The sequence below is a fragment of the Pseudomonas sp. genome (assembly GCF_035497915.1).
GTDB lineage: Bacteria > Pseudomonadota > Gammaproteobacteria > Pseudomonadales > Pseudomonadaceae > Serpens.
This window is the reverse complement of record NZ_DATJCS010000051.1, coordinates 181266-202809: the sequence shown is the minus strand read 5'-3', so window position 1 is coordinate 202809 and position 21544 is coordinate 181266. Positions and strand designations below refer to the sequence as shown.

Sequence of the window (21544 nt, the reverse complement as noted above, 5' to 3'; positions counted from 1 at the left end):
CCGACACCGGATACAGCTCGGTGTCCATGCCGGAAAGGCCGACCAGCTCGCTGGGCAGGTGGAAACCGGTGATCTGTTCCTGACCGAGGTCGGTGACGCTGAAGGTCTTCAGGCTGCCGGAGCGCACGGCGAATACCGAGCCGAACGCATCGCCCTGACGGAACAGAAATTCACCCTTCTTCAAGGGCCGGCCACGCTTGACGATCTCGTCCAGCGCATGCAGGTCTTCCAGATTGAGGGATAACGGCAGGCACAACGGAGCCAGACTGCAATCCTTGCAATGCGCCTGATGGGACGCACGAAGCTTGTTGGTCTCGGACATGGCTCTTCCTGAGAGAAGGGAGGATTCACAATGCCCGCAAGGTTACCCCAGGAAAACCGGCAGGACTAGCCGGCAAATGCACACCAATACCGCCAGTCGCGGCCCTTAAAGCGCTCTGTTTCGCGGGCCGGGTGCGGTTTGTGACTAATGGCCGCAGGCCAGTGCCGGGTTATAGATAGCGGTCGAACAGCATGCACACCGAACGGACCAGCAGGCGCCCGGCCGGCAGGATCTGGATGCCCTGCGGATCGAGCGTCAGCAGGCCGTCGCGGTGCATGGTCTGCAGTTGCGGCCAGATGTCGGTGAAATAGTCCTGCATGCTGATCCCGTGGGCGCGCTCCAGGCTGGCGAAGTCCAGCTCGAAATGGCAGATCAGCCGCTGGATCACATCACGGCGCAGCAGGTCGTCGGCGTTGCAGTGCAGGCCGTGCGCCGTGGCCAGCTGGTCATTGGCCAGGCTGTTCTGGTAGCCGGCCAGGTCGGTGTCGTTCTGACAGTACAGCGAGCCCACCTGGCTGATGGCGGAAACGCCCAGGCCGATGACATCGCAGTGCCCATGGGTGGTGTAGCCCTGGAAGTTGCGCTGCAGGAAGCCGTCTTCCTGGGCCATGGCCAACTCGTCGTCGGGCAGGGCGAAGTGGTCGAGACCCACGTAGCGATAGCCGGCGGCGGTCAGCTGCTCGATGGCGTTGTGCAGCATGTCCAGCTTCTGATCCGGGCTGGGCAGCTCCTCGGTCAAAATGCGCCGCTGGCCGGCATGGCGTTCCGGCCGATGCAGGTAGTTGTAGAGCGAAATGCGCTCCGGCTGCAGGTCGATAATGGCCTGCACCGTGCCGGAGAAGCGCTCGAAGGTTTGCCGGGGCAGGCCGTAGATCAGGTCGATATTGATCGAGCGGTACTGCAGCGTGCGCGCGGCATCCACCAGGGTGCGGGTCTGCTCCAGGCTTTGCAGGCGGTTGACGGCACGCTGCACGTCCGGGTCGAGTGCCTGCACGCCGAGGCTGACCCGGTTGAAGCCCAGTTCGCGCAGCAGGCCCATGGTCGACCAGTCGGCCTCGCGCGGGTCGATCTCGATGCTGTAATCCCCGGAGTCGTCATCGAGCAGATTGAAGTGCGCCCGCAGGGTCTGCATCAGTTGGCGCAGTTCGGCGTGATTGAGAAAGGTGGGCGTGCCGCCACCGAAATGCAACTGTTCCACCTGCTGGTTGGGGCCCAGGTGGCAGGCGAGCAGGGCGATTTCCCGCTCCAGATGCTTCAGGTAGGGTTGCGAGCAGCTGCGGTCCTTGGTCACCACCTTGGTGCGCGCGCAGTAGTAGCAGGCGTTGGCGCAGAAGGGTATGTGCACATACAGCGAAAGGGGGCGGCCTTCGCGCCGGCTGGTGCGCAGGGCATGCAGCAGGTCGAACGAGCCGACTCCGGAATGGAACTGCGCCACCGTGGGGTACGACGGGTAGCGCGGGCCAGCCTGGTCGTAGCGGCTAATCAGTTCGGGATCCCAGCGGATGGCGTCGAGCATCGGACGTCCCAGCGTGTTTTCAGTGGCGGTGAGTCTAGGTGGGGGGGGCGGGGGGCTCTTTGATCTGTATCAAAGCCCCGTGGTATCAGGCGTTGCGCGCTTGACCGGTGGTTCACGCTCACCCGACCGGCAGGCCGGCGGACACTTGCTAAGCTGGCCACATGGTCCCGCACGCCAATATCCGCTCCGATGAAGACTCCGCCTCGCTGCGTCTGGGCGGCGCCTGGACGCTTGCGCACTATGCCGGCCTGCGCGCCGGGCTGGCGCGCTGGAAGGAGGCCTCGGCAACGGCGCGCCAGGTCGACATGAGCGAGCTGCGCGAGCTGGACACGGCCGGCGCGGCGTTGCTCGCCGAGCTGTTCGGCGCCGAGCGGCTGCTGGAGCTGGCCGATCGCGCCGAGGGGCTGTCGGCGGAGCGCCGGGCGTTGCTGCGCAGCGTGGCGCGTGCCCTGCAGGGTATGGCGCCCGCCGAGGCGCATCCGCGACGATCCACGCTGCTGGAACTGCTCGAGCAGATCGGCCGTACCGTGGACGCGCTGTGGCGGCATGTGGTCGGCCTGCTCGGCTTCATCGGCCTGGTGCTGGCCACCCTGGTCCGCGTCCTGTTGCGTCCGCGGCGCTGGCGGATGACCTCACTGGTCGCCCACCTGGAACAGTCCGGCCTGGATGCGGTGCCCATCGTCGCCCTGCTGACCTTTCTGGTCGGCGCCGTGGTGGCCTTTCTCGGTGCCACGGTGCTGGCCGATTTCGGCGCCACGCAGTACACCGTGGACCTGGTGGCCTTTTCCTTTCTGCGCGAGTTCGGCGTGCTGCTCACCGCCATCCTGCTGGCCGGGCGCACGGCCAGCGCCTACACCGCGCAGATCGGCTCCATGAAGGCCAACGAGGAACTGGACGCCATCCGGACCCTGGGACTGGACCCGCTCGAATTGCTGGTGCTGCCCCGGGTCTTCGCCCTGCTGATCGCGCTGCCGCTGCTGACCTTCATCGCCATGCTCAGCGGCCTGCTGGGCGGCGGCGTGGTGTGCATGCTGTCGCTGGACATCCCGCCCAGCCTGTACCTGAGCATCATCCAGAACGGCGTAGACGTGCGGCATTTCCTGGTGGGCATGGCCAAGGCGCCGATCTTCGCCTTCCTGATCGCGGTGATCGGTTGTCTGGAGGGCTTCCGAGTCAGCGGCAGCGCCCAGTCGGTAGGCGAGCACACCACCTCCAGCGTGGTGCAGTCGATCTTCGTGGTGATCCTGATCGACGCCCTGGCCGCGCTGTTCCTGATGGAGATGGGCTGGTGAACCGGGAGCAGGCGGTCATCCAGGTGCGCGGGCTGGTCAACCGCTTTGGCAACCAGGTGGTGCACGAAGGCCTGGATCTGGATCTCTACCGGGGCGAGGTGCTCGGCGTGGTCGGCGGCTCGGGCACCGGCAAGTCGGTGTTGCTGCGCAGCATCGTCGGCCTGCGTCGGCCCAACGCCGGCAGCATCCGCGTGCTGGGCGAGCAGCTCGAACGGCAGTCGCCGGAAGCGCGCTCACGCCTGGAGCGGCGACTCGGCGTGCTGTATCAGCGCGGCGCCCTGTTCACCTCGCTGACCGTGCTGGAAAACACCGCGCTGCCGCTGATCGAGCATGCAGGTCTGCCCCGCCCGGAGGCCGAGCGCCTGGCGCGGCTCAAGCTGGCCCTGGCCGGCCTGCCGGGCAGCGCGGAGGACAAGTACCCGGCCGAGCTGTCCGGCGGCATGGTCAAGCGCGCCGCCCTGGCGCGGGCGCTGGCCCTGGACCCGGAGATTCTGTTTCTGGACGAGCCCACCGCCGGCCTCGACCCGGTGGGCGCGGCGGCGTTCGATACGCTGATCGCCACGCTGCGCGATGCGCTGGGGCTCAGCGTGTTCCTGGTCACCCACGATCTGGACACCCTCTATGCGATCTGCGACCGGGTGGCCGTGCTGGCCAACCGCACGGTGCGGGTGGCCGACCGCCTGGAGGTGGTGGCCGCCACCGAGGATCCCTGGATCCAGGATTACTTTCACGGGCCGCGCGGGCGCGCGGCCGCTCAAGCCGCCCTGGCGGCGGGGAGTCGCTGATGGAAACCCGAGCCCATCATGTGTTGATCGGTCTGTTCACGGTGCTGCTGGTGGTCGGCGGGCTGCTCTTCGCGCTGTGGCTGGCCAAGAGTCAGTCGGACCGTTCGTTCGGCGAATACGAGGTGGTGTTCGAGGAAACCGTGACCGGCCTGTCCAAGGGCAGCGCGGTGGAATACAACGGCATCCGCATCGGCGACGTGGTGGCGCTGTGGCTGGACCCGGACGATCCGCGCAAGGTGCGGGCGCGCATCCGGGTCGCGGCCGGTTCGCCCATCAAGCAGGACACTCGCGCGCGACTGGCAATCACCGGGGTGACCGGCACGGCGATCATCCAGTTGCTGGGCGGCACGCCCGAGAGCCCGCCGCTGCGCACGCATCCCGATCGGCCGGCGGTGATCATTGCCGACCCTTCGCCGATCGCCAAGCTGATGGCGGGCGGCGAGGACATGATCACCAGCATCACCCGGCTGCTGGATCAGGCCAACCGGATGTTCTCCGAGGCCAACATCACCCGCTTCGGCCAGATCGTCGCCAACATCGAGCAGGCCACCGGCAACCTGGCCGATCAGAGCGGCGGGCTCGAGCAGGCAATGACCCAGCTGAACGCCACGCTGGCGGAGGCGAGCGGGGTGCTGCGCAGCCTAGACGGCTACCTCAACCAGGAAGGGCGGCAGGTGCTGCAACAGGCCGTGGCGACCATGAATTCGCTGCAGCGCAGCAGTCGCGAGCTGGAAACCCTGCTGGTCGACAACCGCGATTCACTGGAAAGCGGCATGCAGGGCCTGGCCGGGCTCGGGCCCATGCTGCAGGACCTCGGCGAGGCGCTGGACTCGCTGCGTACCTTCAGCCGCCGGCTGGAGCAGAACCCGGCCAGTTACCTGCTGCAACGCGACACCCTGGAGGAATTTCGCCCATGAAGATGCTCGTGCCCGTGCTGTTCGGCCTGCTGGCCAGCTGCTCCATCCTCCCCGAAAGCGAGGAACTGCGGGTCTACCAGTTGCCGCACCTGACCCACACGGACGTCCCGGCCCCGGCAGCGCCCCTGAAGGACACGCTGCGCGTCAGCCGGCCACAAGCCTCGCCCCTGATCGACAGCACGCGCATCCTGGTTGCACCCGAGCCGGGGCGGCTCAGTGCCTACCCGGGGGTGCGGTGGAGCAATCACGCGCCGATCCTGCTGCGCGACCGGCTGCTGGAACAGCTGCGCGCCAGCGAGGCGTTTGGGGCCGTAGTGAGCGACCAGATGAGGGCGCTGGCGGGGTTCGAGCTGGCGGGCGAGCTGCAGGCGTTCCAGATCGAGTACCGCCAAGGCAAGCCGGTGGCCGTGGTGCGCATGCAGGCGACCTTGCTGGGTGGCGGCAAGCGCCTGGTGCTGGCGAGCCGGAAGTTCCAGGGTGAAGTGGCGGCGGATGACAGTTCCGTCGAGGCGGCGGTGGCGGCGCTGGGCCGGGCCAGCGATGAACTGGCTCGGCAGGTGACCGCCTGGGTCATTGCGAGGTTGCGCACATCCTGAGAGCTACCGGTACCTCACCCGGGGTACAGGCCGAACGGCGCCAGGGTCCCATGGTCTACCAGGGAGTATTCTCAAGGAGTCAGCGAACATGATTGCCCAACGATTCATGCGTCATCTGGCCTCCGTGCTGGCGGCCTTCCATTTGCTGGTGGTGGTTCAGGTGCCAGTTGCCCAGGCCATGGTCGGCACCTCGGAAGTCATCGCCGAGCAGCAGCTGCAGGTCGATCGCCAGCAGTTGCTGGAGATGCTCGAGGATCAGGGAGTGAAAGAGAAGCTGGCGACGCTGGGTGTGGCGCCCGACCAGGTGGAACAGCGCATCAACAGCCTGACCGCCGCCGAACTGGCGCAGTTCAACCAGCAACTGGAACAGGCGCCCGCCGGCGGTAGCGTGGTCGGCATCATCGTGCTGTTCCTGGTGATCTTCATCATCACTGACATGCTCTGCGCCACCGACATCTTCAGCTTCATCCGGTGCGTGCGCTGATTCGTTTCGGACTCGTTCTGCTACTGGCGCTGCTGGGAGCCTGCGCGCGTTCACCGGTGTTGCAGCCGGAAACCGCGCGGCTCCCGGCGCGTGTCGAGCTGACCCGGGTGCCGTTCTTCCCCCAGGACGATTACCAGTGCGGGCCAGCGGCCCTCGCCACCGTGCTGGTGCATGACGGCATCGCCAGCCATCCGGAGCAGCTCAAGGAACGGGTCTATCTGCCCGGACGGCAGGGCAGCCTGCAGGTGGAGCTGGTGGCCGCCGCGCGGCAGGAAGGGCGTCTGGTCTATCCGCTGGAGCCGCACCTGGACAGCATCCTGGCGGAAGTGGCGGCCGGCAACCCCGTGCTGGTGTTGCAGAACCTGGCGTTCAACTGGTGGCCGACCTGGCATTTCGCCGTGGTGGTCGGCTACGACCGGGCGCGCGAAGTGCTGGTGCTGCGCTCGGGCGTGACCCGGCGCCTGGAAACGGATTTCGCCACCTTCATGCGCACCTGGCAGCGGGGCGAGCGCTGGGCGTTGGTGGTCACCGACCCCGCTCGGCTGCCGGCCACGGCGACGCTGCTGCCCTGGCTGCGGGCCGCCAGCGATCTGGAGGAAACCGGCCAGCCGGAGGCGGGCGAGCGGGCCTATCGCGCGGCCGCGCGGCAGTGGGATACGCACGCGCTGCCCTGGTTCGCGCTGGGCAACAGCCTGCATGCGCAGGCGGATCCAGCGGGTGCGGCCAGCGCGCTGCGGCGCAGCGTGCAACGGGCTCCGGACTTCGCCGCCGGCTGGTTCAACCTGTCGGAAGTGCTGGCCGGGCAGGGGTGCGCGGCGCAGGCCCAAGCCGCGCGCAAGTGTGCTGTGGCGTTGGCGCCCGAGGATCGGCGTTTTCGTGCGCCGCTGGAGATTGCGAGAGAAGGTGGCCGCTGTGAGGCGTTGCCGGTTTCGTGTGGGGCCGGTGCGCCGTCGGCCGGGATAAACCCGGCCCTACAGTAGAGCGGCACTGCGCCTACACCCCCAGCCGATCCCGCAGGCTGTAGTACCAGGCGCCCAGGGCGCTGAACTGCGCCTGGAAAAGGCGCCCACCCGGGAACGGATAGTGGGGCAGGCTGGCGAAAGCGTCGAAGCGTTCGGCCTGCCCGCGCAGGGCTTCGGCCAGTACCTTGCCGGCCACGTGGGTGTAGGTGACGCCGTGGCCGCTGCAGCCCTGGGAGTAGTAGATGTTGTCGCCGATCCGCCCGACCTGCGGCAGGCGCGACAGGGTCAGCAGGAAATTGCCGGTCCAGGCGTACTCGATCTTCACCTTCGCCAGTTGCGGGAAGGTCTTGAGCAGCTTGGGCCGGATGATCGCTTCGATGTTCGCCGGGTCGCGGGCGCCGTAGACCACGCCACCGCCGTAGATCAGCCGGCGATCGGCGGAAAGCCGGTAGTAGTCCAGCAGGTAATTGCAGTCCTCGACGCAGTAGTCCTGCGGCAGCAGCGATTGCGCAACCGCTTCGGGGAGCGGCTCGGTGGCGATCACCTGGGTGCCGCAGGGCATCGACTTGGCCGCCAGTTCCGGCAGCAGGCCGCCCAGATAGGCGTTGCCGGCCACCACCAGGAACTTCGCCCGCACCTGGCCTTGCGGGGTATGCACCACTGGCTTGGCACCGCGCTCGATGCGCAGCGCCGGGCTGTGCTCATGGATGATGCCGCCCAGGGATTCGAAGGCCGCCGCCTCGCCCAGCGCCAGGTTCAGCGGATGCAGGTGGCCACCCTGACGGTCCAGCATGCCGCCGATGTAACGCGTGCTGGCCACCACCTCGCGGATGCCGCCCTCGTCCAGCAGTTCCAGGTGGCCGTAGCCGAAGCGCTCCCACAAGCGCTTCTGTTCTTCCAGGTTGCGCAACTGCCTGGCGGTGAAGGCGGCGAACACACCGCCCGGCTTGAGATCGCAGGCGATGCCGTAGCGCTCGACCCGTTCGCGGATGATGCGGCCGCCCTCGAAGGCCATCGCGCCGATCAGCCGGGCCTGGTCCGCAGCGACATGCTGCTCCACCACGTCGATGTCCCGGCTGTAGCTGTTGACGATCTGCCCGCCGTTGCGCCCCGAGGCGCCGAAGCCGACCTGCACGGCTTCCAGCACCACCACCCGGTAGCCCTGTTCGGCGAGGAACAGCGCCGTGGACAGCCCGGTGTAGCCGGCGCCGATCACGCAGACATCGGTATCCGTACATTCCTGCAGCGGCGGACGCACCGGGGCCGGGTTGGCCGACGCGGCATAGTAGGACTCGGGGTGGCTGTTCATCATTCCGATCGACTCTGTATCAAATATTTGACGATGCGCCGATCCTATCTCAGGCGCCGACGGTCGCCAATCCCGGGGCACAGGGGAAATCGAGCGAAATGGTGTATGGTGCGCCGTCGGGCAGTCATGCCCCAAAACGGGGCGTTTTTTCGAGCAAGGTATTTATGGGCAAGCAGATTCGCATCGGCATCGCCGGCTACGGCAACCTGGGACGCGGTGTGGAAGCCGCCATCGCGAAGAATCCGGACATGACGCTGGTGGGCATCTTCACCCGGCGTTCACCCGAGTCGCTGACGCCGCTGTTCGCGCAGACGCCGGTACATGCCATCGCCGCACTGCCGGCGTTCACGGACGCCATCGACGTGCTGATCCTCTGTGGCGGTTCCAAGGACGACCTGCCGCAGCAGGGCCCGCAAATGGCGGCGCTGTTCAACATCGTCGACAGTTTCGACACCCACGCGCGCATTCCCGAGTACTTCGCCTCGGTGGACGCCCCGGCGCGTGCCGCCGGCAAGACCGCGCTGATCTCCATCGGCTGGGACCCGGGCCTGTTCTCCATCAACCGGCTGTATGGCGAAGCCCTGCTGCCCGACGGCGCCACCTACACCTTCTGGGGCAAGGGCCTGAGCCAGGGCCATTCGGACGCCATTCGCCGCGTACCGGGCGTCAAGGCCGGCGTGCAGTACACGATTCCCGCACCCGAGGCGATCGAACAGGTGCGCAGCGGCGCGCGTCCCGAACTGACCACCCGCCAGAAGCACACCCGCGAGTGTTACGTGGTGCTGGTCGAGGGCGCCGATGGCGCGGCGGTCGAGCAGGCTATCGTCAGCATGCCCAACTACTTCGCCGACTATGACACCCGCGTGCATTTCATCAGCGAGGACACCCTGCGCCGCGAGCATGACCGCATGCCCCACGGTGGTTTCGTGATCCGCAGTGGCAGCACCCACGAGGCGCACAACCAGGTGATCGAGTATTCCCTGCAGCTGGACAGCAACCCGGAGTTCACCGCCAGCGTACTGGTGGCCTATGCCCGCGCGGGGTATCGCCTGAACCAGCAGGGTCAGATCGGCGCCAGGACAGCCTTCGATGTGGCGCCCGGCCTGCTGTCGATCAAGACGCCCGAGCAGTTGCGCGCCGAGCTGCTGTAACCACGATGAACCCCATCGGCGGTGATTCCAGCCGGTGGAGCGCGCGTCAGCCGCGGAAAATCAGGTCTTGCGGCTCGACGGCCACCGCCGAGTCGCCTTCCACCTTCCAGCCGCCAAAGGCGTGCCAGTCATCGCCCCAGACTTCGCTGGGATGCTGGGTGCGGTCGGCGCCGTTGCCGCAGGCCAGGGATTCGGTCGGGCAATAGCGATCACATCCCCAGCAGATGCGCTCGGGATGGGCGGGGTTGAGCGGGAATTTCTTGGCCATGACGTACGTTACCTCGCTGCGCGCTGCCATGCTCCGCCGCATGGACCCGGCCAACCTTGACCGGAATCAAGTCGCGGTGGCTTAGCGAGACAGGTCGTCGGGCGGCTCGGCGATCAGCGCCAGCAAGCGGCGCACGCTGTCGTCCAGCGCACCCGAGTTGTCCAGGATGTGCAGATCGGTCTCGTCGGCCAGCTCGCGTGCCATCTGCCGGCTGCGCTGCAGGCGCGCCTCGATCTGTTCCGGGGTTTCCCGGCCACGACGTTGCAGTCGCTGGCGCAGGACCGCTTCCTCCACTTGCAGCAGGATCGGCAGCAGCGCCGGATAGACGCGTCGCGCTTCGCGCAGATGCCCGCGTGAACCGTTGACCAGCACGGTGCGACCGGCCGCCAGCCAGTCGTCGATCTCGCGGGGAATCGCATAGTGCAGATCATTGGCCTGCCAGTGCAGGGCGAACTCGCCACGCTCCCGCCGCGCATGAAACTCCTGCGGCTCCAGGCCGATGGCCTGTTCCTCGCCGAGGCTACCGCTCGGTCGGGTAATCAGCCGTGTGGCAATGCAGGCGCCGATGCCCGCCAGCGGCTCGGCGGCGGCGCGCAGCAGACTGTCCTTGCCCGAACCGGAAGGACCGATCAGATAAACCAGGCGACCCGCCATCGTCAGGCCTCTCGCGCGCCGCAGGGCGCAGCTGCAGGGTGTTTCCGGCCAGGGCCGGCGGATTCGAACAGGCACATCGTGAAGGGGATATGTCAGGTAGCCAGCAGGGCTGCACATGATCCCGCAGCGGCGCGCAGCGCACCAGCCATTTCCTTCACCAAGGGCTTCCCTTCAGACGCATGCCTTGCACCTCCCACCAGGCCGGCAGCAGGCGGCGCACCTCGGGCTGGGCGAAACGGTCATCCAGCAGGTAAAGCGTGCCGCTGTCCGCAGGGGTGCGAATGACCCGGCCGGCGGCCTGCACCACCTTCTGCAGGCCGGGAAACAGGTAGGTGTAGTCGTAGCCGCGACCGAACATCGCCTGCATGCGCTGCTTCATCTGCTCGTTGACCGGGTTGATCTGCGGCAGGCCGAGGGTGGCGATGAAGGCGCCGATCAGCCGGTCGCCGGGCAAGTCCACGCCCTCGCCGAACACGCCGCCCAGCACCGCGAAACCGATGCCGCGTCCGCCCGGGCGGAACTGTCCGAGAAAGCGCTGCCGTTCGGCTTCGTCCATCTGCCGCGACTGCACCCATACCGGCACCTCGGGATACTCGGCCTGGAACTGCTCGAGTACCTGCTGCAGATAGGCGTAGCTGCTGAAGAACGCCAGGTAGTTGCCGGGACGCTCGGCAAACTGGCGGGCCAGCAGGTCGCTGATCGGCTGCAGCGAGTCGGCGCGGTGCTGGTAGCGGGTGGACAGGTCGCGGGTGACGCGCACCTGCAACTGCTCGGCACGAAACGGCGAGGCAACGTTCAGCCAAGGCGTCCCCTCGGGCAGGCCCAGCAGGTCGGCATAGAAGCTGGCCGGGCTGAGGGTGGCGGAAAACAGCGTGCAGCTGTGGGCGGCGCGAAAGCGCTCGGCCAGGAAATGCGCCGGTACGACATTGCGCAGGCACAGCACGGAGGTCGACTGGCGCGCCGTGTCCTCCTCGCGAGTGATATCGAACAGCGAATGGTCGCCGAAGGCCTCGCCCAGCTGGCAGAACACCAGGGCGTCCAGGTAGAAACGCAACAGCTCGGCATCGTTGCCGGTGGGCTGGTCGGTCAGGTGATCGGTAATAGCGCTGACCGCCTTCTGCAGGGCGAGCAGAAACAGGTCCGGTGCGGCGGGATACACCTGATAGGGCACTTCCTGGTCACGGTGCAGCTGATTCCAGTGGCGGTTGACACGCTCCAGCGCGGACTTCAGGCCGGCCGGGGCGATGCGCCGCAGGGCGCGGAAGGCACGCTGGTCCAGCTCGGCGCTGTACATGGAACGGCCACGCTCAATCAGGTTGTGGGCCTCGTCCACCAGCAGGGTCACGCGCCAGTCGTTGAGCACCGTCAGGCTGTAGAGCAGGGCGCTGAGATCGAAGAAGTAGTTGTAATCGCCGACTACCACGTCGGACCAGCGGGCCATTTCCTGGGCCAGGTAATAGGGGCAGATCTCGTGGCGCAGGGCGATTTCACGCAGGCTGCCCTGATCGAGCCAGCCCTGTTCGACGGCGGCCTGGCGCGCGGCGGGCAGGCGGTCGTAGAAGCCCCTGGCCAACGGGCAGGAGTCGCCGTGGCAGGCCTTGTCGCGGTGCTCGCAGGCCTTGTCGCGGGCGGTCAGCTCCAGCACGCGCAAGGGCTGGGCGGCCGGCTGTTCACGCAACGTGCCGAGTGCTTCCAGCGCCAGATGCCGACCGGTGGTCTTGGCGGTGAGGAAGAACAGCCTGTCCAGTTGCTGCCCGGGAAAGGCCTTCAGCTGCGGGAAGATCGTGCCCAGGGTCTTGCCGATCCCGGTGGTGGCCTGGGCCATCAGGCAGCGGCCGTCGCGGGCGGCACGGTACACCGCCTCGGCCAGTTCGCGCTGGCCAGTGCGGAAGGCCGGATGAGGGAAGCGCAGCTGCTCCAGCCCGCTGTCGCGGGCGCGGCGGTGGGCGACTTCCTGCTCGGCCCAGGTGATGAAACGCTCGCAGAGGGTTTCGGAGAAGCTGCGTAGCGCGTCGGCCTGGAAGGTCTCGCGGAAAACCGTCTCCTTCTTGCTCAGCACATTGAAATACACCACCGCCAGCTCGATGGTTTCCAGGTCGCGCTCCTGGCACAGCAGCCAGCCGTAGACCCTGGCCTGCGCCCAGTGCAGCTGGCGATGGTTGTCGGGGATGCGCTCCACCGCGCCGCGATGGGTCTTGATCTCTTCCAGCAGGTTCTGCGCCGGGTCGTAGCCGTCGGCGCGGCCGGTCACCGTCAGCAGCCGGTAGTCGCCGCTCAGGCGGTATTCGGCCAGGTAGTCCGCACCGCGCCGTGCCACCACCGCCTGGTGTCCGGCGATGCCTTCCTGGGCGGTGGGCGAGGGGGTGAAGCGCAGGTCCAGGTCGCCGACCTTGGCGGCGAACTCGCACAGCGCGCGCACGGCGACGCGGTAGCTCACGCTGTTGCCCATTGCACGTAGCAGACGTCCACCGGCATGCCGTGCTCGGCGCAGAAGGCCAGCCAACGGTGCTGGTTGTCCTGCAGGCGGTCGCCCGGGCCTTTCACCTCGATCATCCGGTAGCGTCCTTCGGCCGGCCAGAACTGGATCAGGTCCGGCATGCCGGCGCGGTTGGCGCGCAGGTCGCCGAGCAGGCGCAGGCACCAGGCCTTGATGTGCGCGGCGGGAATGCACTGAAGCGCCAGTTCCAGCAGGGCTTCGTCCAGCACGCCCCAGTGCACGAACGGCGACTGGAGGCCCTGTTTGGCGGCGTACATCTGGCGCAGGTGCGGGCGATAGGCATCGCTGTCCAGGCGCTGCAGGCAGCGCTCGAACACCTCGGCGCGCCGGCTGCGGAAGTCCGGGCTGTACAGGTCGGTCGGCCCGCTGTGGAACGGATGGAAGAAGGCACCCGGCACCGGTGCGAAGAGCGCTTCCCAGCACAGCAAGCCGAACAGGCCGCACACCAAGCTGTTCTCCACGTAATACACCGGCGCTTCGGCCAGGGTCAGGTGCCGGGCCACGGCCAGCTCGACGCCGTCTGCGCAGGCCGGCAGGGTCAAATCCAGGCGCCCGACCGGTGCTTCGGCAGGGCGCGCCCGCTTGCCCAGCCCGAGCTGGCGCTCCAGGCGCACCAGGGCGCGCTCGATCAGTTGCAGCTCGGCCTGGTTTTCCGGATTGCGCTGCGCCTCGAGCGCCAGGGCATGCGCCTCCGCCGGGCGGTTCAGGCGCTCCAGTACCCGCACGCGGCGCTGCCGGGCGCCCGGGTAGCCGCATTCGGCATACAGGCCCAGGGCCTGTTCCAGCTCGGCCTCGCGTTCCCGGTGCTGGGCGATGTGAAAGCGCAGCTTGTCGCGCCGGCGCGCCAGATAGGGGTTCGCGCAATCCAGCGCCTGCAGCGCCGCCAGCACGTCATCCAGCGGTTGGCCCGCTTCCCAGGCGTCGCGGCAGCGCTGTACGGCCAGGTAGGTATCCAGGTCCTCGCGGCGGCGAAAACCCCGCGATTCCGGATCGATCTGTACCTGTTCGTAGCGGAAGATGCCCAGGTCGGCGAGCACGAACTCCGACCAGTCCTGGCGCAGGTTGCCGAAGAACATCAGGCGCAGCCGTTCGCAGAGCTCGCCGATGGTCAGGCTGAACAGCGGATCGTCCAGCGCCGGGCACCAGTCGGCGAACGGCCGGGGCGCGGGATGCTGCGGGGCCAGCAGATCGAAGAGCTCGCCCTTCTTCAGGCGCGCATGGGGGAGGGCGTCGGGCAGGTGGCGAGTCAGCTCGTCCTTGCGCAGCTGTTCGAACAGCTCGGCCAGGCTCAGCCCGGCGCGCGGGTCCAGCCAGCCGGCATCCAGCAAGGGTGCGGCAGCGTCCCGCGCGCAGCCGATCTCCGGGTAATCCAGCTTGCTGGCGCGAAAATGCGGCCCCTTGCGCATGATCATGCGCACCAGCAGGGCCTGGGAGGCTTGCGCCAGGCCGCCGAAGCGCTCGATGAAGGCGCGCTCGGCGTCGTCCAGCAGGTCGGCATAGCGCTCGACCAGCCAGTCCAGGCCCTTCTGGAAGTTGCTCAGGTAATACAGTTCGGGAGGCATGTAGAGGGTGCGAAGCTGTTTTTTTATACAGTACGCGAGGCGCCGTCTGCGCGGCAAGGCGAGCCGGACAGGACGCAGCGGAACGGCCGTGGCGCGCGATGCCCGGCATGATCGATGTCAATGCAACGGCGGATAGTGGCTTGGCCGCCTATCCGACCGCAGGGTCACGGCCGTAGGATCTTCCTGCCACTACACAAGGAGCGTTCCCATGTTTCCCGAATATCGCGATCTGATCAGCCGCCTGAAGAACGATGATGCGCACTTCTCCCGTCTCTTTGACGAACACAACGAGCTGGACCAGCGCATCAAGAACATGGAGGCGCGCATCGAGCACGGTACGGCCGCCGAGATCGAGAGCCTGAAGAAGGAAAAGCTGCGCCTGAAGGACCAGATGCACGTGGTGCTGAAAAAGGCCGCCGAGGCCTGATCTCCGCTTGCCCTGCGGTCGCCATGACCACAGGGCAGTCCGCTGCATCGAAAGCCCTGGCAAGCACTCAAAGCCTGCACAGTTTCCCCGCAGGCGAGGTGCAGCATGAGGCATTCAGAGCGGATCCAGGCCCAACGGGACCCGGGCGACAACCAGATCGATTTCCCCGGCACGCCCGAGCAGGAAGTCCCGCGCCGCGAACCCGGCGTGGAGCAGGTGCCGGATGAGGACCGTGAGGAAGACGATGTCGGCGTCGACCCGGACCTGGGCGATCTCGACAACGGCAAGACGCCCGCGCGCGAACAGCGCTGAGCGCAGGCACTTGCTAGCGGCGATCCAGCGAATAGCGTCCCGGCCCCGTGACAGCCAGCACCAGCAGGCCGCCGATGATGCTGAGGTTCTTCAGGAACTGCGTCATGTTGGCTGCCCGCTCCGCGCCGGCCATCTCCCAGAAGGGATGGCCGAGCAGCGCGGTGCCTAGCACGAACAGGGCGAACAGCAACGCCAGCGGTCGGGTATAGAACCCGAGCATGAGCGCGATGGCGACGAATAACTCCATGACCACCGCGATCGCTGCGGCGAGCCAGGGCAGGGGCGCACCCAGCGATTCCATATAGCCCACGGTACCGCTGAAACCGATCAGCTTGCTCCAGCCTGACAGGAGAAAAAGCAGCATCAGCAGGAGGCGGGCCAGCAGCAGAATGGCGTCGCGTTGGCTGTCCAACAGACCGTATCGCATGGTTGCACCCTCTTGGACTCGATGGGACAGGTATGACGATAGCGTTGAATCGCACCTTCGCGGGACTAGGGTGCGTCATCCGGTCCCGTCACCAAATCCACATGGTAACAAGGGCTTTAATCGCCCCTTAACCTCCCCGAGGCACATTCACCGGCAGGGACAGGATGTCCGCCAATCCGTGATTCCCAATAGAGCGAACCGATGCTGAGTGTGAGTGCGGGTCCCCTGGCCCTGGGTATGTCTCATGTGCTGCTGATTGTCAGCTTTCTCCTGGCCCTGCTGGTGGGCTGGTGGAGCGGGCGACGCTCCGCCTGCAATCCTGAACCCCAACTGTTTCGCCTGCTGCTGGTAAGCCTGCTGGTCGCACGGCTGTCTTTTGTCGCCCTCTATTTCGACCTTTACCGGGATTCCCCCTGGAGCCTGCTGGATATCCGCGATGGCGGTTTCCTGGCCGTGCCCGGTCTGCTCGCCGGCCTCGCCCTGGGACTCTGGCAGGCCTGGCGCAATCCCCGCCTGCGGCGTCCGCTGTGGCTGGGGCTGCTGGTCGGCGTGCTCTGCTGGAGCGGCGGTCACCTGCTGCTGCAGGCCCTGGAACGTTCCAGCCGGCTGCCCGAGCAGGTGCTGATGGACCTCAACGGGCTACCGGTGCAGCTCGGCGATTTCCGCGGTCAGCCGCTGGTGATCAACCTGTGGGCCACCTGGTGCCCGCCCTGCCGGCGCGAGATGCCGGTGCTTGCCGAGGCCCAGCAACGGGAAACCGGCGTGATCTTCCTGTTCGTCAACCAGGGCGAGGGCGCGCGAACGGTGCGCGATTACCTGACCAGTCAAGGTCTGTGGCTGGACAACGTGCTGCTGGACGGCGGCAGCCGCCTGGGCGCCCAGGTCGGCTCGGGCATGTTGCCCACCACGCTCTTCTACGACGCAGAAGGCCGGCAGCGCGGCAGCCATCTGGGCGAGCTGTCGCGCGCCAGCCTGGCTCACGCGCTGGAGCGCATCGCTGTCGATCCACCGCCCCGCCCATGAACCCAAGGGCTTGCGATACCGCGATCCCGGAATGCTTTGAGTAGTGCTTGCGAGGAAACGCCATGAGTAAGTCTGATGAAACGCCTTCGACCGGCCGGCGCGGCCTGCTCAAGGACCTGCTGGGCCTGAGTGCCGCCGTGAGCCTGCTGCCCCTGGCCAGTACCGCCCAGGCCGGCATCGGCGACCAGCCACCCCGGCGCCCGGGCATCGAGGGCAAGCGCTACGGCATGCTGGTCGACCTGCGCAAGTGCATCGGCTGCCAGGCCTGCACGGTGAGCTGTTCGGTGGAGAACCTGCCGCCGATCGGCCAGTTCCGCACCACCGTGCTGCAGTACGAAGTCACCGAGACCCCGGACGCCCCCTCGGCGCTGATCAACCTGCCGCGCCTGTGCAACCACTGCGACGAGCCGCCGTGCGTGCCGGTCTGCCCGGTGCAGGCCACCTTCCAGCGTACCGACGGCATCGTGCTGGTCGACAACGAGCGCTGCGTGGGCTGCGGCTACTGCGTGCAGGCCTGTCCCTACGACGCGCGCTTCATCAACCACGAGACCCAGACCGCCGACAAGTGCACCTTCTGCGAGCACCGCCTGGAGGTCGGCCTGCTGCCGGCCTGCGTGGAAAGCTGCGTGGGCGGCGCGCGGGTGATCGGCGATCTGAACGATCCGCAGAGCGAGATTTCCCGCCGGCTGGACGCCCACAAGGACGAGATCCGCGTACTCAAGCCGGGGATGAACACCGACCCGCACGTGTACTACATCGGCCTGCCCGAGGCCTTCGTCAACGAAGTGGACGGCCAGGCGGGTATCCGTCTGATCGCCAAGCACTGAGGAGGCTGCCATGCAGATCGTTGAGCTGCTGACCCCCGACTACGAAGCCGCCTGGCTGCCCTGGGCGGTGCAGTATTTCTTCTTCATCGGCATCGCCGCCACCACGGCGCTCACCGCCGCCGTCCTGGCGTTTGGCAAGGCAGGCTCGCCGTCGGCGCGCCTGCTGCCGGCGGCCGTGGTGGTGCTGCTGGTCACGGCCATCGCCGCGCCGGTCTCGCTGCTGGCCGACCTCCATCAGCCGGGGCGTTTCTGGCACTTCTATGCGCACTTCACGCCCTGGTCGTGGATGTCCATCGGTGCCTACCTGCTGCCGCTGTTCGTGATGCTGGCCCTGGGTTTCTGCCTGCTCTGGTGGCTGCGCCGCGAGCGCCTGCTGCGCCTGACCGGCCTGGCCATGGCGCTGCTGGCGGTGGGCATCCTGGTCTACACCGGCGCCGAAGTGATGGTGGTGCGTGCCCGCCCGCTGTGGAACACGCTGCTGCTGCCGTGGAACTTCGCCGTGACCGGCTGGCTGGCCGCCCTCGGCGCCATGCTGCTGGTCGGTCGCTGGCTGCCCGGCGGTCTGCCGGCGATGCCGCTGGAACTGCTGCGCCGCCTGGGTATCAGCGCGCTGCTGCTGGTGGTGCTGGGCGTGCTGGTCTGGGTGGCCACCGGCAGCCTGGGGCTGGATCCGTCGTTCCCGGCGGCGCTGCGCCTGTTCGAGGACTTCCCGGTGTGGCGCTTGAGCCTGCTCGGCGCCGCGCTGAGCGGCCTGCTGTTGCTGGTCATGCTCGCCCGCCCGGCTGCGCGCCTGAGTGGCTGCGGTTATTCGCTGCTGGTGGCGCTGGCCATGCTGGTCTCGGCCTGGGTGTTCCGCTGGGTGGTGTTCATGAGCGTGCAGGGCGTGCCCAAGTACGGCGCCGGCCTGTACCTGTACAGCATGCCGCTGGGCGGTGACGGCCTGCTGGGCATCGTCGGCATGTTCGGCCTGTGCCTGGCCCTGCTGGTCGCCGTGGTGTTCGTGCTGGAACGCTTTCCCTCTTACAACCCGGCCCGCGCCGGTCACTGATCTGGAGTCGATGACATGACCGACAAGACCAAGCAACAGGAAGCGCTGCAGGACGCCGGCCGGCGCAAGGTGATCACCCAGGGCGCCGCCGTCGCCGGGGGGCTGGCGGTGTTCGCCGCCGGCTACAGCGAAACCGTCAGCCGGGCGGTGACCGGGCTGGTGCACGGCACCGCCGGCACGCCCACCGCCGACGCGGTGCGCGGCAATTCGCTGACCCCGGAATTTCGCATCGACCCGCTGAGCGGCGCGCTGTCCACCCAGCCGGGGCAGACCGTCAGCCCGTCGGTGTGCCTGGGTTGCTGGACCCAGTGTGGCATTCGTGTGCGGGTGGATAACGAGGCCAACTGCATCATCCGGGTGGCCGGCAACCCGTATCACCCGCTGGCCACCACCCAGCCGGCGGACATGCGCACCCCGGTGCGCGATGTGTACACCGCGCTGGGCGGCGATGCCGGCATCGAAGGTCGCGCCACCGCCTGCGGGCGTGGCTCGGCGATGTTCGAGCAACTGACCAGCCCCTACCGGGTGCTGCAACCGCTCAAGCGCGCGGGCAAGCGTGGCGAGGGCAAATGGCAGACGATTTCCTTCGAACAGCTGGTCGAGGAAATCTGCGAGGGTGGCGATCTGTTCGGCGAAGGCCATGTGGACGGCCTGCGCACCATCTATGACCGTGAAACCCTGATCGACCCGGCCAACCCGGAATACGGCCCGCTGACCAACCAGCTGCTGTTCACCGATGCCGGCAACGAAGGCCGCACGCCGTTCGTGCGCCGCTTCACCCAGCAGTCCTTCGGCAGCGTGAACTTCTCCAACCACGGCTCCTACTGCGGCCAGACCTACCGGGTGGGCACCTCGGCGGCGCTCGGCGACCTGGCCGGCATGCCCCACGGCAAGCCGGACTGGGACAATGCCCGTTTCGGCCTGTTCATCGGCACCGCGCCGGCCCAGGCCGGCAACCCGTTCCAGCGCCAGGGCCGGCAACTGGCCGAGGCGCGTACGCGCACCAACAAGCCGGTGTTCGAGTACGTGGTGGTGTCGCCGACCCTGCCGGCGACCTCCAACGTGCTCAGCGACGGCAGCGAATGGCTAGCGGTCAAGCCGGCCGGCGACCTGGCGCTGGTGATGGGCATGATCCGCTGGATCCTCGACAACCGTCGCCACGACGCCGGCATGCTGTCCCAGCCGGGGCCGGCGGCCATGCAGGCGGCCGGCGAGGCGTCCTGGAGCAACGCCACCCACCTGCTGGTGAACGACCCCGAGCATCCGCGTTTCGGCACCTTCCTGCGCGGCGCCGACCTGGGCTGGAGCGATGCCGAAGCCTATGTGGTGCAACGCGCCGACGGCGAGCTGGCCGCGCACACCCAGGCTGAACCGGCGGAGCTGTTCGTCGAGCGCACGGTGACCCTGGACGGTCAGCCGGTGCGGGTCAGCAGTTCGCTGAGCCGCCTGCACGCCGAAGCCCGGCGCATGAGCCTGGAGGAATACGCCCGCGAATCCGGCGTGCCGGTGGAGAAGATCACCGCCCTGGCCGAACGCTTCGCGAGCTACGGCAAGCAGGCGGTGGCCAACTCCCACGGCGGCACCATGAGTGGCGCCGGCTTCTACACCGCCTATGCCATTGGCATGCTCAACACGCTGATCGGCAACCTCAACGTCAAGGGCGGCCTGGTGGTCGACGCCGGCCTGTTTCCGCCGTTCGGCCCGGGGCCGCGCTACAACATCGGCGGCTTCGCCGGCAAGGTGGATCCCAAGGGCGTGGCGCTGTCGCGCCACCGCTTCCCCTATGAGAAGAGCAGCGAATACCGCCGCAAGAAGGAGGCGGGCCAGTCGCCGTATCCGGCCAAGGCGCCCTGGTACCCGGCGGTCGGCGGGCTGAGCTCGGAGATGATCGCCGCCGCCCTGGACGGCTACCCGTACCGCGCCAAGGTGTGGATCAACCACATGGGCAACCAGGTGTACGGCATCGCCGGCTGGCGGCACGTCATCGAGGAGCGCCTGCGCGACCCGAAGCTGATTCCGCTGAGCATCGCGGTGAACCCGTTCATCAACGAAACCAGCGCGCTGGCCGACTACATCGTGCCGGACACCCTGACCTACGAGAGCTGGGGCGTTTCCGCGCCCTGGAACGGCGTGGTGGCCAAGGCCTCCAGCGTGCGCTGGCCGGTGGTCGAGCCACGCGTGGCGAAGACCGCCGAGGGGCAGCCGATCAGCCTGGAAAGCTTCCTGATCGCCACCGCCAAGCGCCTCGGCATGCCGGGCTTCGGCGCCGGCGCGATTCGCGACGCCCAGGGCAACCACTATGACCTGAACAGCGCCGCCGACTTCTACCTGCGCGGCTTCGCCAACATCGCCTACGCCGGCGGCCAGCCGGTGCCGGAAGCCAGCGATGACGACCTGGCGCTGACCGGCGCGCAACGTTACGCCGAGCAGTTGCAGCACAGCCTCAAGCCCGAGGAATGGCGGCGCGTGGCGCTGCTGATGAGCCGTGGCGGACGCTTCGCGCGCATCGATGATGCCTGGAACGAGAAGGGCCAGTTGCGTCAGGGCTACGCGAAGCCGCAGCAGATCTGGTACGAGGACCTGGCCAAGATGCGCCACTCGCTGACCGGCGAGCGCTACAGCGGCTGCCCGACCTGGTACCCGGTGCGCATGGCCGACGGCCGTTCCATGCGGGAGCTGTATGGCGAAGACCAGTGGCCGCTGCTGATGATCTCCTTCAAATCGCACCTGATGAGCGCGTTTTCCATCGGCGCCGACCGGCTGCGTCAGGTGCACCCGCACAATCCGGTGTACCTGCACCGCGACGACGCGGCGCGCCTGGGCATCGGTCATGGCGACACGGTGCGCCTGGTCACGCCGGGTGGTGCACGGGAAGGAGTGGCATTGGTCCGTGACGGGCTGATGCGTGGCACCATCGCCGTGGAACACGGCTACGGCCACACCGAGCTGGGCGCGCGCGCCCATCAGGTGAATGGCCAGCCGATGCCGCACAACCCGGCGCTGGGGGCGGGGGTCAACCTCAACGACCTCGGCTTCGGCGATCCGACCCGTCCGGACACCAACGTGTGGATCGACTGGGTCTCGGGCGCGGCGGTACGCCAGGCCCTGCCGGTGCGCATCGAGCGCGTCTGATCCGGCCTACGCCGCCCGGCTCCCGGGCGGCGC

The 21544-nt window shown here is 67.7% G+C and carries 21 protein-coding genes; 13 read left to right on the top strand and 8 right to left on the bottom strand.

Features of this window, described 5'->3' with window-relative positions:
* The coding region (locus VL129_RS15985) for a cyclic nucleotide-binding domain-containing protein (RefSeq protein ID WP_325414432.1) at positions 1-322 on the bottom strand (322 nt) is incomplete at its 3' end.
* A gap of 169 nt (positions 323-491) precedes the next feature.
* Positions 492-1838, bottom strand: coding sequence for an oxygen-independent coproporphyrinogen III oxidase (gene hemN / locus VL129_RS15980; protein WP_325414430.1), 1347 nt, complete (start codon positions 1836-1838; stop codon positions 492-494).
* A 161-nt stretch (positions 1839-1999) separates the two neighbouring features.
* Between hemN and VL129_RS15975 the strand changes: the two genes are divergently transcribed.
* The 6 genes from VL129_RS15975 to VL129_RS15950 all read left to right on the top strand — a co-directional run bounded on the left by VL129_RS15975 (position 2000) and on the right by VL129_RS15950 (position 6892).
* Positions 2000-3130, top strand: coding sequence for an MlaE family ABC transporter permease (locus tag VL129_RS15975; RefSeq protein WP_325414428.1), 1131 nt, complete (start codon positions 2000-2002; stop codon positions 3128-3130).
* Positions 3127-3915: an ABC transporter ATP-binding protein gene (locus VL129_RS15970; RefSeq protein WP_325414426.1), complete on the top strand. Its 789-nt coding sequence runs from the start codon at positions 3127-3129 to the stop codon at positions 3913-3915. Before VL129_RS15975 ends, VL129_RS15970 begins: the two co-directional genes overlap by 4 nt.
* Positions 3915-4832, top strand: a complete 918-nt coding sequence (locus tag VL129_RS15965; RefSeq protein ID WP_325414424.1) for an MlaD family protein — start codon at positions 3915-3917, stop codon at positions 4830-4832. The genes VL129_RS15970 and VL129_RS15965 overlap by 1 nt, the downstream gene beginning before the upstream one ends.
* On the top strand, positions 4829-5428 hold the full coding sequence (locus VL129_RS15960; protein WP_325414422.1) for an ABC-type transport auxiliary lipoprotein family protein: 600 nt from the start codon (positions 4829-4831) through the stop codon (positions 5426-5428). Before VL129_RS15965 ends, VL129_RS15960 begins: the two co-directional genes overlap by 4 nt.
* Positions 5429-5516: 88 nt before the next feature.
* The gene (locus tag VL129_RS15955; RefSeq protein WP_325414420.1) at positions 5517-5912 is read left to right on the top strand and encodes a PA2779 family protein; all 396 of its coding nucleotides are present in this window, start codon (positions 5517-5519) and stop codon (positions 5910-5912) included.
* Between the two features lie 29 nt (positions 5913-5941).
* Positions 5942-6892, top strand: coding sequence for a PA2778 family cysteine peptidase (locus VL129_RS15950; protein ID WP_325414450.1), 951 nt, complete (start codon positions 5942-5944; stop codon positions 6890-6892).
* Positions 6893-6905: 13 nt separating this feature from the next.
* Here the strand turns inward: VL129_RS15950 and VL129_RS15945 are convergent, their stop codons facing one another.
* The gene (locus VL129_RS15945; RefSeq protein ID WP_325414418.1) at positions 6906-8186 is read right to left on the bottom strand and encodes an NAD(P)/FAD-dependent oxidoreductase; all 1281 of its coding nucleotides are present in this window, start codon (positions 8184-8186) and stop codon (positions 6906-6908) included.
* Positions 8187-8347: 161 nt separating this feature from the next.
* Here VL129_RS15945 and VL129_RS15940 point away from each other — a divergent pair, with 161 nt between their 5' ends.
* Complete coding sequence (locus tag VL129_RS15940) at positions 8348-9334, top strand: diaminopimelate dehydrogenase (protein ID WP_325414416.1); 987 nt, start codon at positions 8348-8350, stop codon at positions 9332-9334.
* Between the two features lie 46 nt (positions 9335-9380).
* Here the strand turns inward: VL129_RS15940 and VL129_RS15935 are convergent, their stop codons facing one another.
* The 4 genes from VL129_RS15935 to VL129_RS15920 all read right to left on the bottom strand — a co-directional run bounded on the left by VL129_RS15935 (position 9381) and on the right by VL129_RS15920 (position 14315).
* A complete protein-coding gene (locus tag VL129_RS15935) occupies positions 9381-9602 on the bottom strand; it encodes a DUF3079 domain-containing protein (RefSeq protein ID WP_325414414.1) in 222 nt (73 codons plus the stop codon).
* Between the two features lie 81 nt (positions 9603-9683).
* Positions 9684-10256 (bottom strand): phosphonate metabolism protein/1,5-bisphosphokinase (PRPP-forming) PhnN, encoded by a 573-nt coding sequence (gene phnN / locus VL129_RS15930; protein ID WP_325414412.1) that lies wholly within the window; start codon positions 10254-10256, stop codon positions 9684-9686.
* Between the two features lie 154 nt (positions 10257-10410).
* Entirely contained in the window at positions 10411-12693 is a 2283-nt protein-coding gene (locus VL129_RS15925; RefSeq protein WP_325414448.1) for an ATP-dependent DNA helicase, read from the bottom strand.
* Complete coding sequence (locus VL129_RS15920) at positions 12690-14315, bottom strand: VRR-NUC domain-containing protein (RefSeq protein WP_325414410.1); 1626 nt, start codon at positions 14313-14315, stop codon at positions 12690-12692. Before VL129_RS15920 ends, VL129_RS15925 begins: the two co-directional genes overlap by 4 nt.
* Positions 14316-14523: 208 nt before the next feature.
* Between VL129_RS15920 and VL129_RS15915 the strand changes: the two genes are divergently transcribed.
* Together VL129_RS15915 and VL129_RS15910 are read left to right on the top strand one after the other, a co-directional pair.
* Positions 14524-14742 (top strand): HP1242/YdcH family protein, encoded by a 219-nt coding sequence (locus VL129_RS15915; RefSeq protein ID WP_325414408.1) that lies wholly within the window; start codon positions 14524-14526, stop codon positions 14740-14742.
* Between the two features lie 105 nt (positions 14743-14847).
* Complete coding sequence (locus VL129_RS15910; protein WP_325414406.1) at positions 14848-15054, top strand: hypothetical protein; 207 nt, start codon at positions 14848-14850, stop codon at positions 15052-15054.
* Between the two features lie 13 nt (positions 15055-15067).
* On the opposite strand, the gene VL129_RS15905 is transcribed toward VL129_RS15910, so the two are convergent.
* Positions 15068-15481 (bottom strand): DoxX family protein, encoded by a 414-nt coding sequence (locus tag VL129_RS15905; protein WP_325414404.1) that lies wholly within the window; start codon positions 15479-15481, stop codon positions 15068-15070.
* A gap of 201 nt (positions 15482-15682) precedes the next feature.
* On the opposite strand from VL129_RS15905, the gene VL129_RS15900 reads away from it, so the two are divergent.
* From VL129_RS15900 to VL129_RS15885, 4 genes are all read left to right on the top strand, one after another.
* On the top strand, positions 15683-16504 hold the full coding sequence (locus VL129_RS15900) for a TlpA family protein disulfide reductase (RefSeq protein ID WP_325414402.1): 822 nt from the start codon (positions 15683-15685) through the stop codon (positions 16502-16504).
* A 62-nt stretch (positions 16505-16566) separates the two neighbouring features.
* On the top strand, positions 16567-17331 hold the full coding sequence (gene dsrO, locus VL129_RS15895) for a sulfate reduction electron transfer complex DsrMKJOP subunit DsrO (RefSeq protein ID WP_325414400.1): 765 nt from the start codon (positions 16567-16569) through the stop codon (positions 17329-17331).
* A gap of 10 nt (positions 17332-17341) precedes the next feature.
* Positions 17342-18379 carry an NrfD/PsrC family molybdoenzyme membrane anchor subunit gene (gene nrfD / locus VL129_RS15890; RefSeq protein WP_325414398.1) on the top strand — a complete coding sequence of 346 codons (1038 nt, stop codon included), beginning with the start codon at positions 17342-17344 and terminating at the stop codon, positions 18377-18379.
* Positions 18380-18394: 15 nt separating this feature from the next.
* A complete protein-coding gene (locus tag VL129_RS15885; protein WP_325414396.1) occupies positions 18395-21511 on the top strand; it encodes a tetrathionate reductase subunit A in 3117 nt (1038 codons plus the stop codon).
* Positions 21512-21544: the final 33 nt, after the last annotated feature.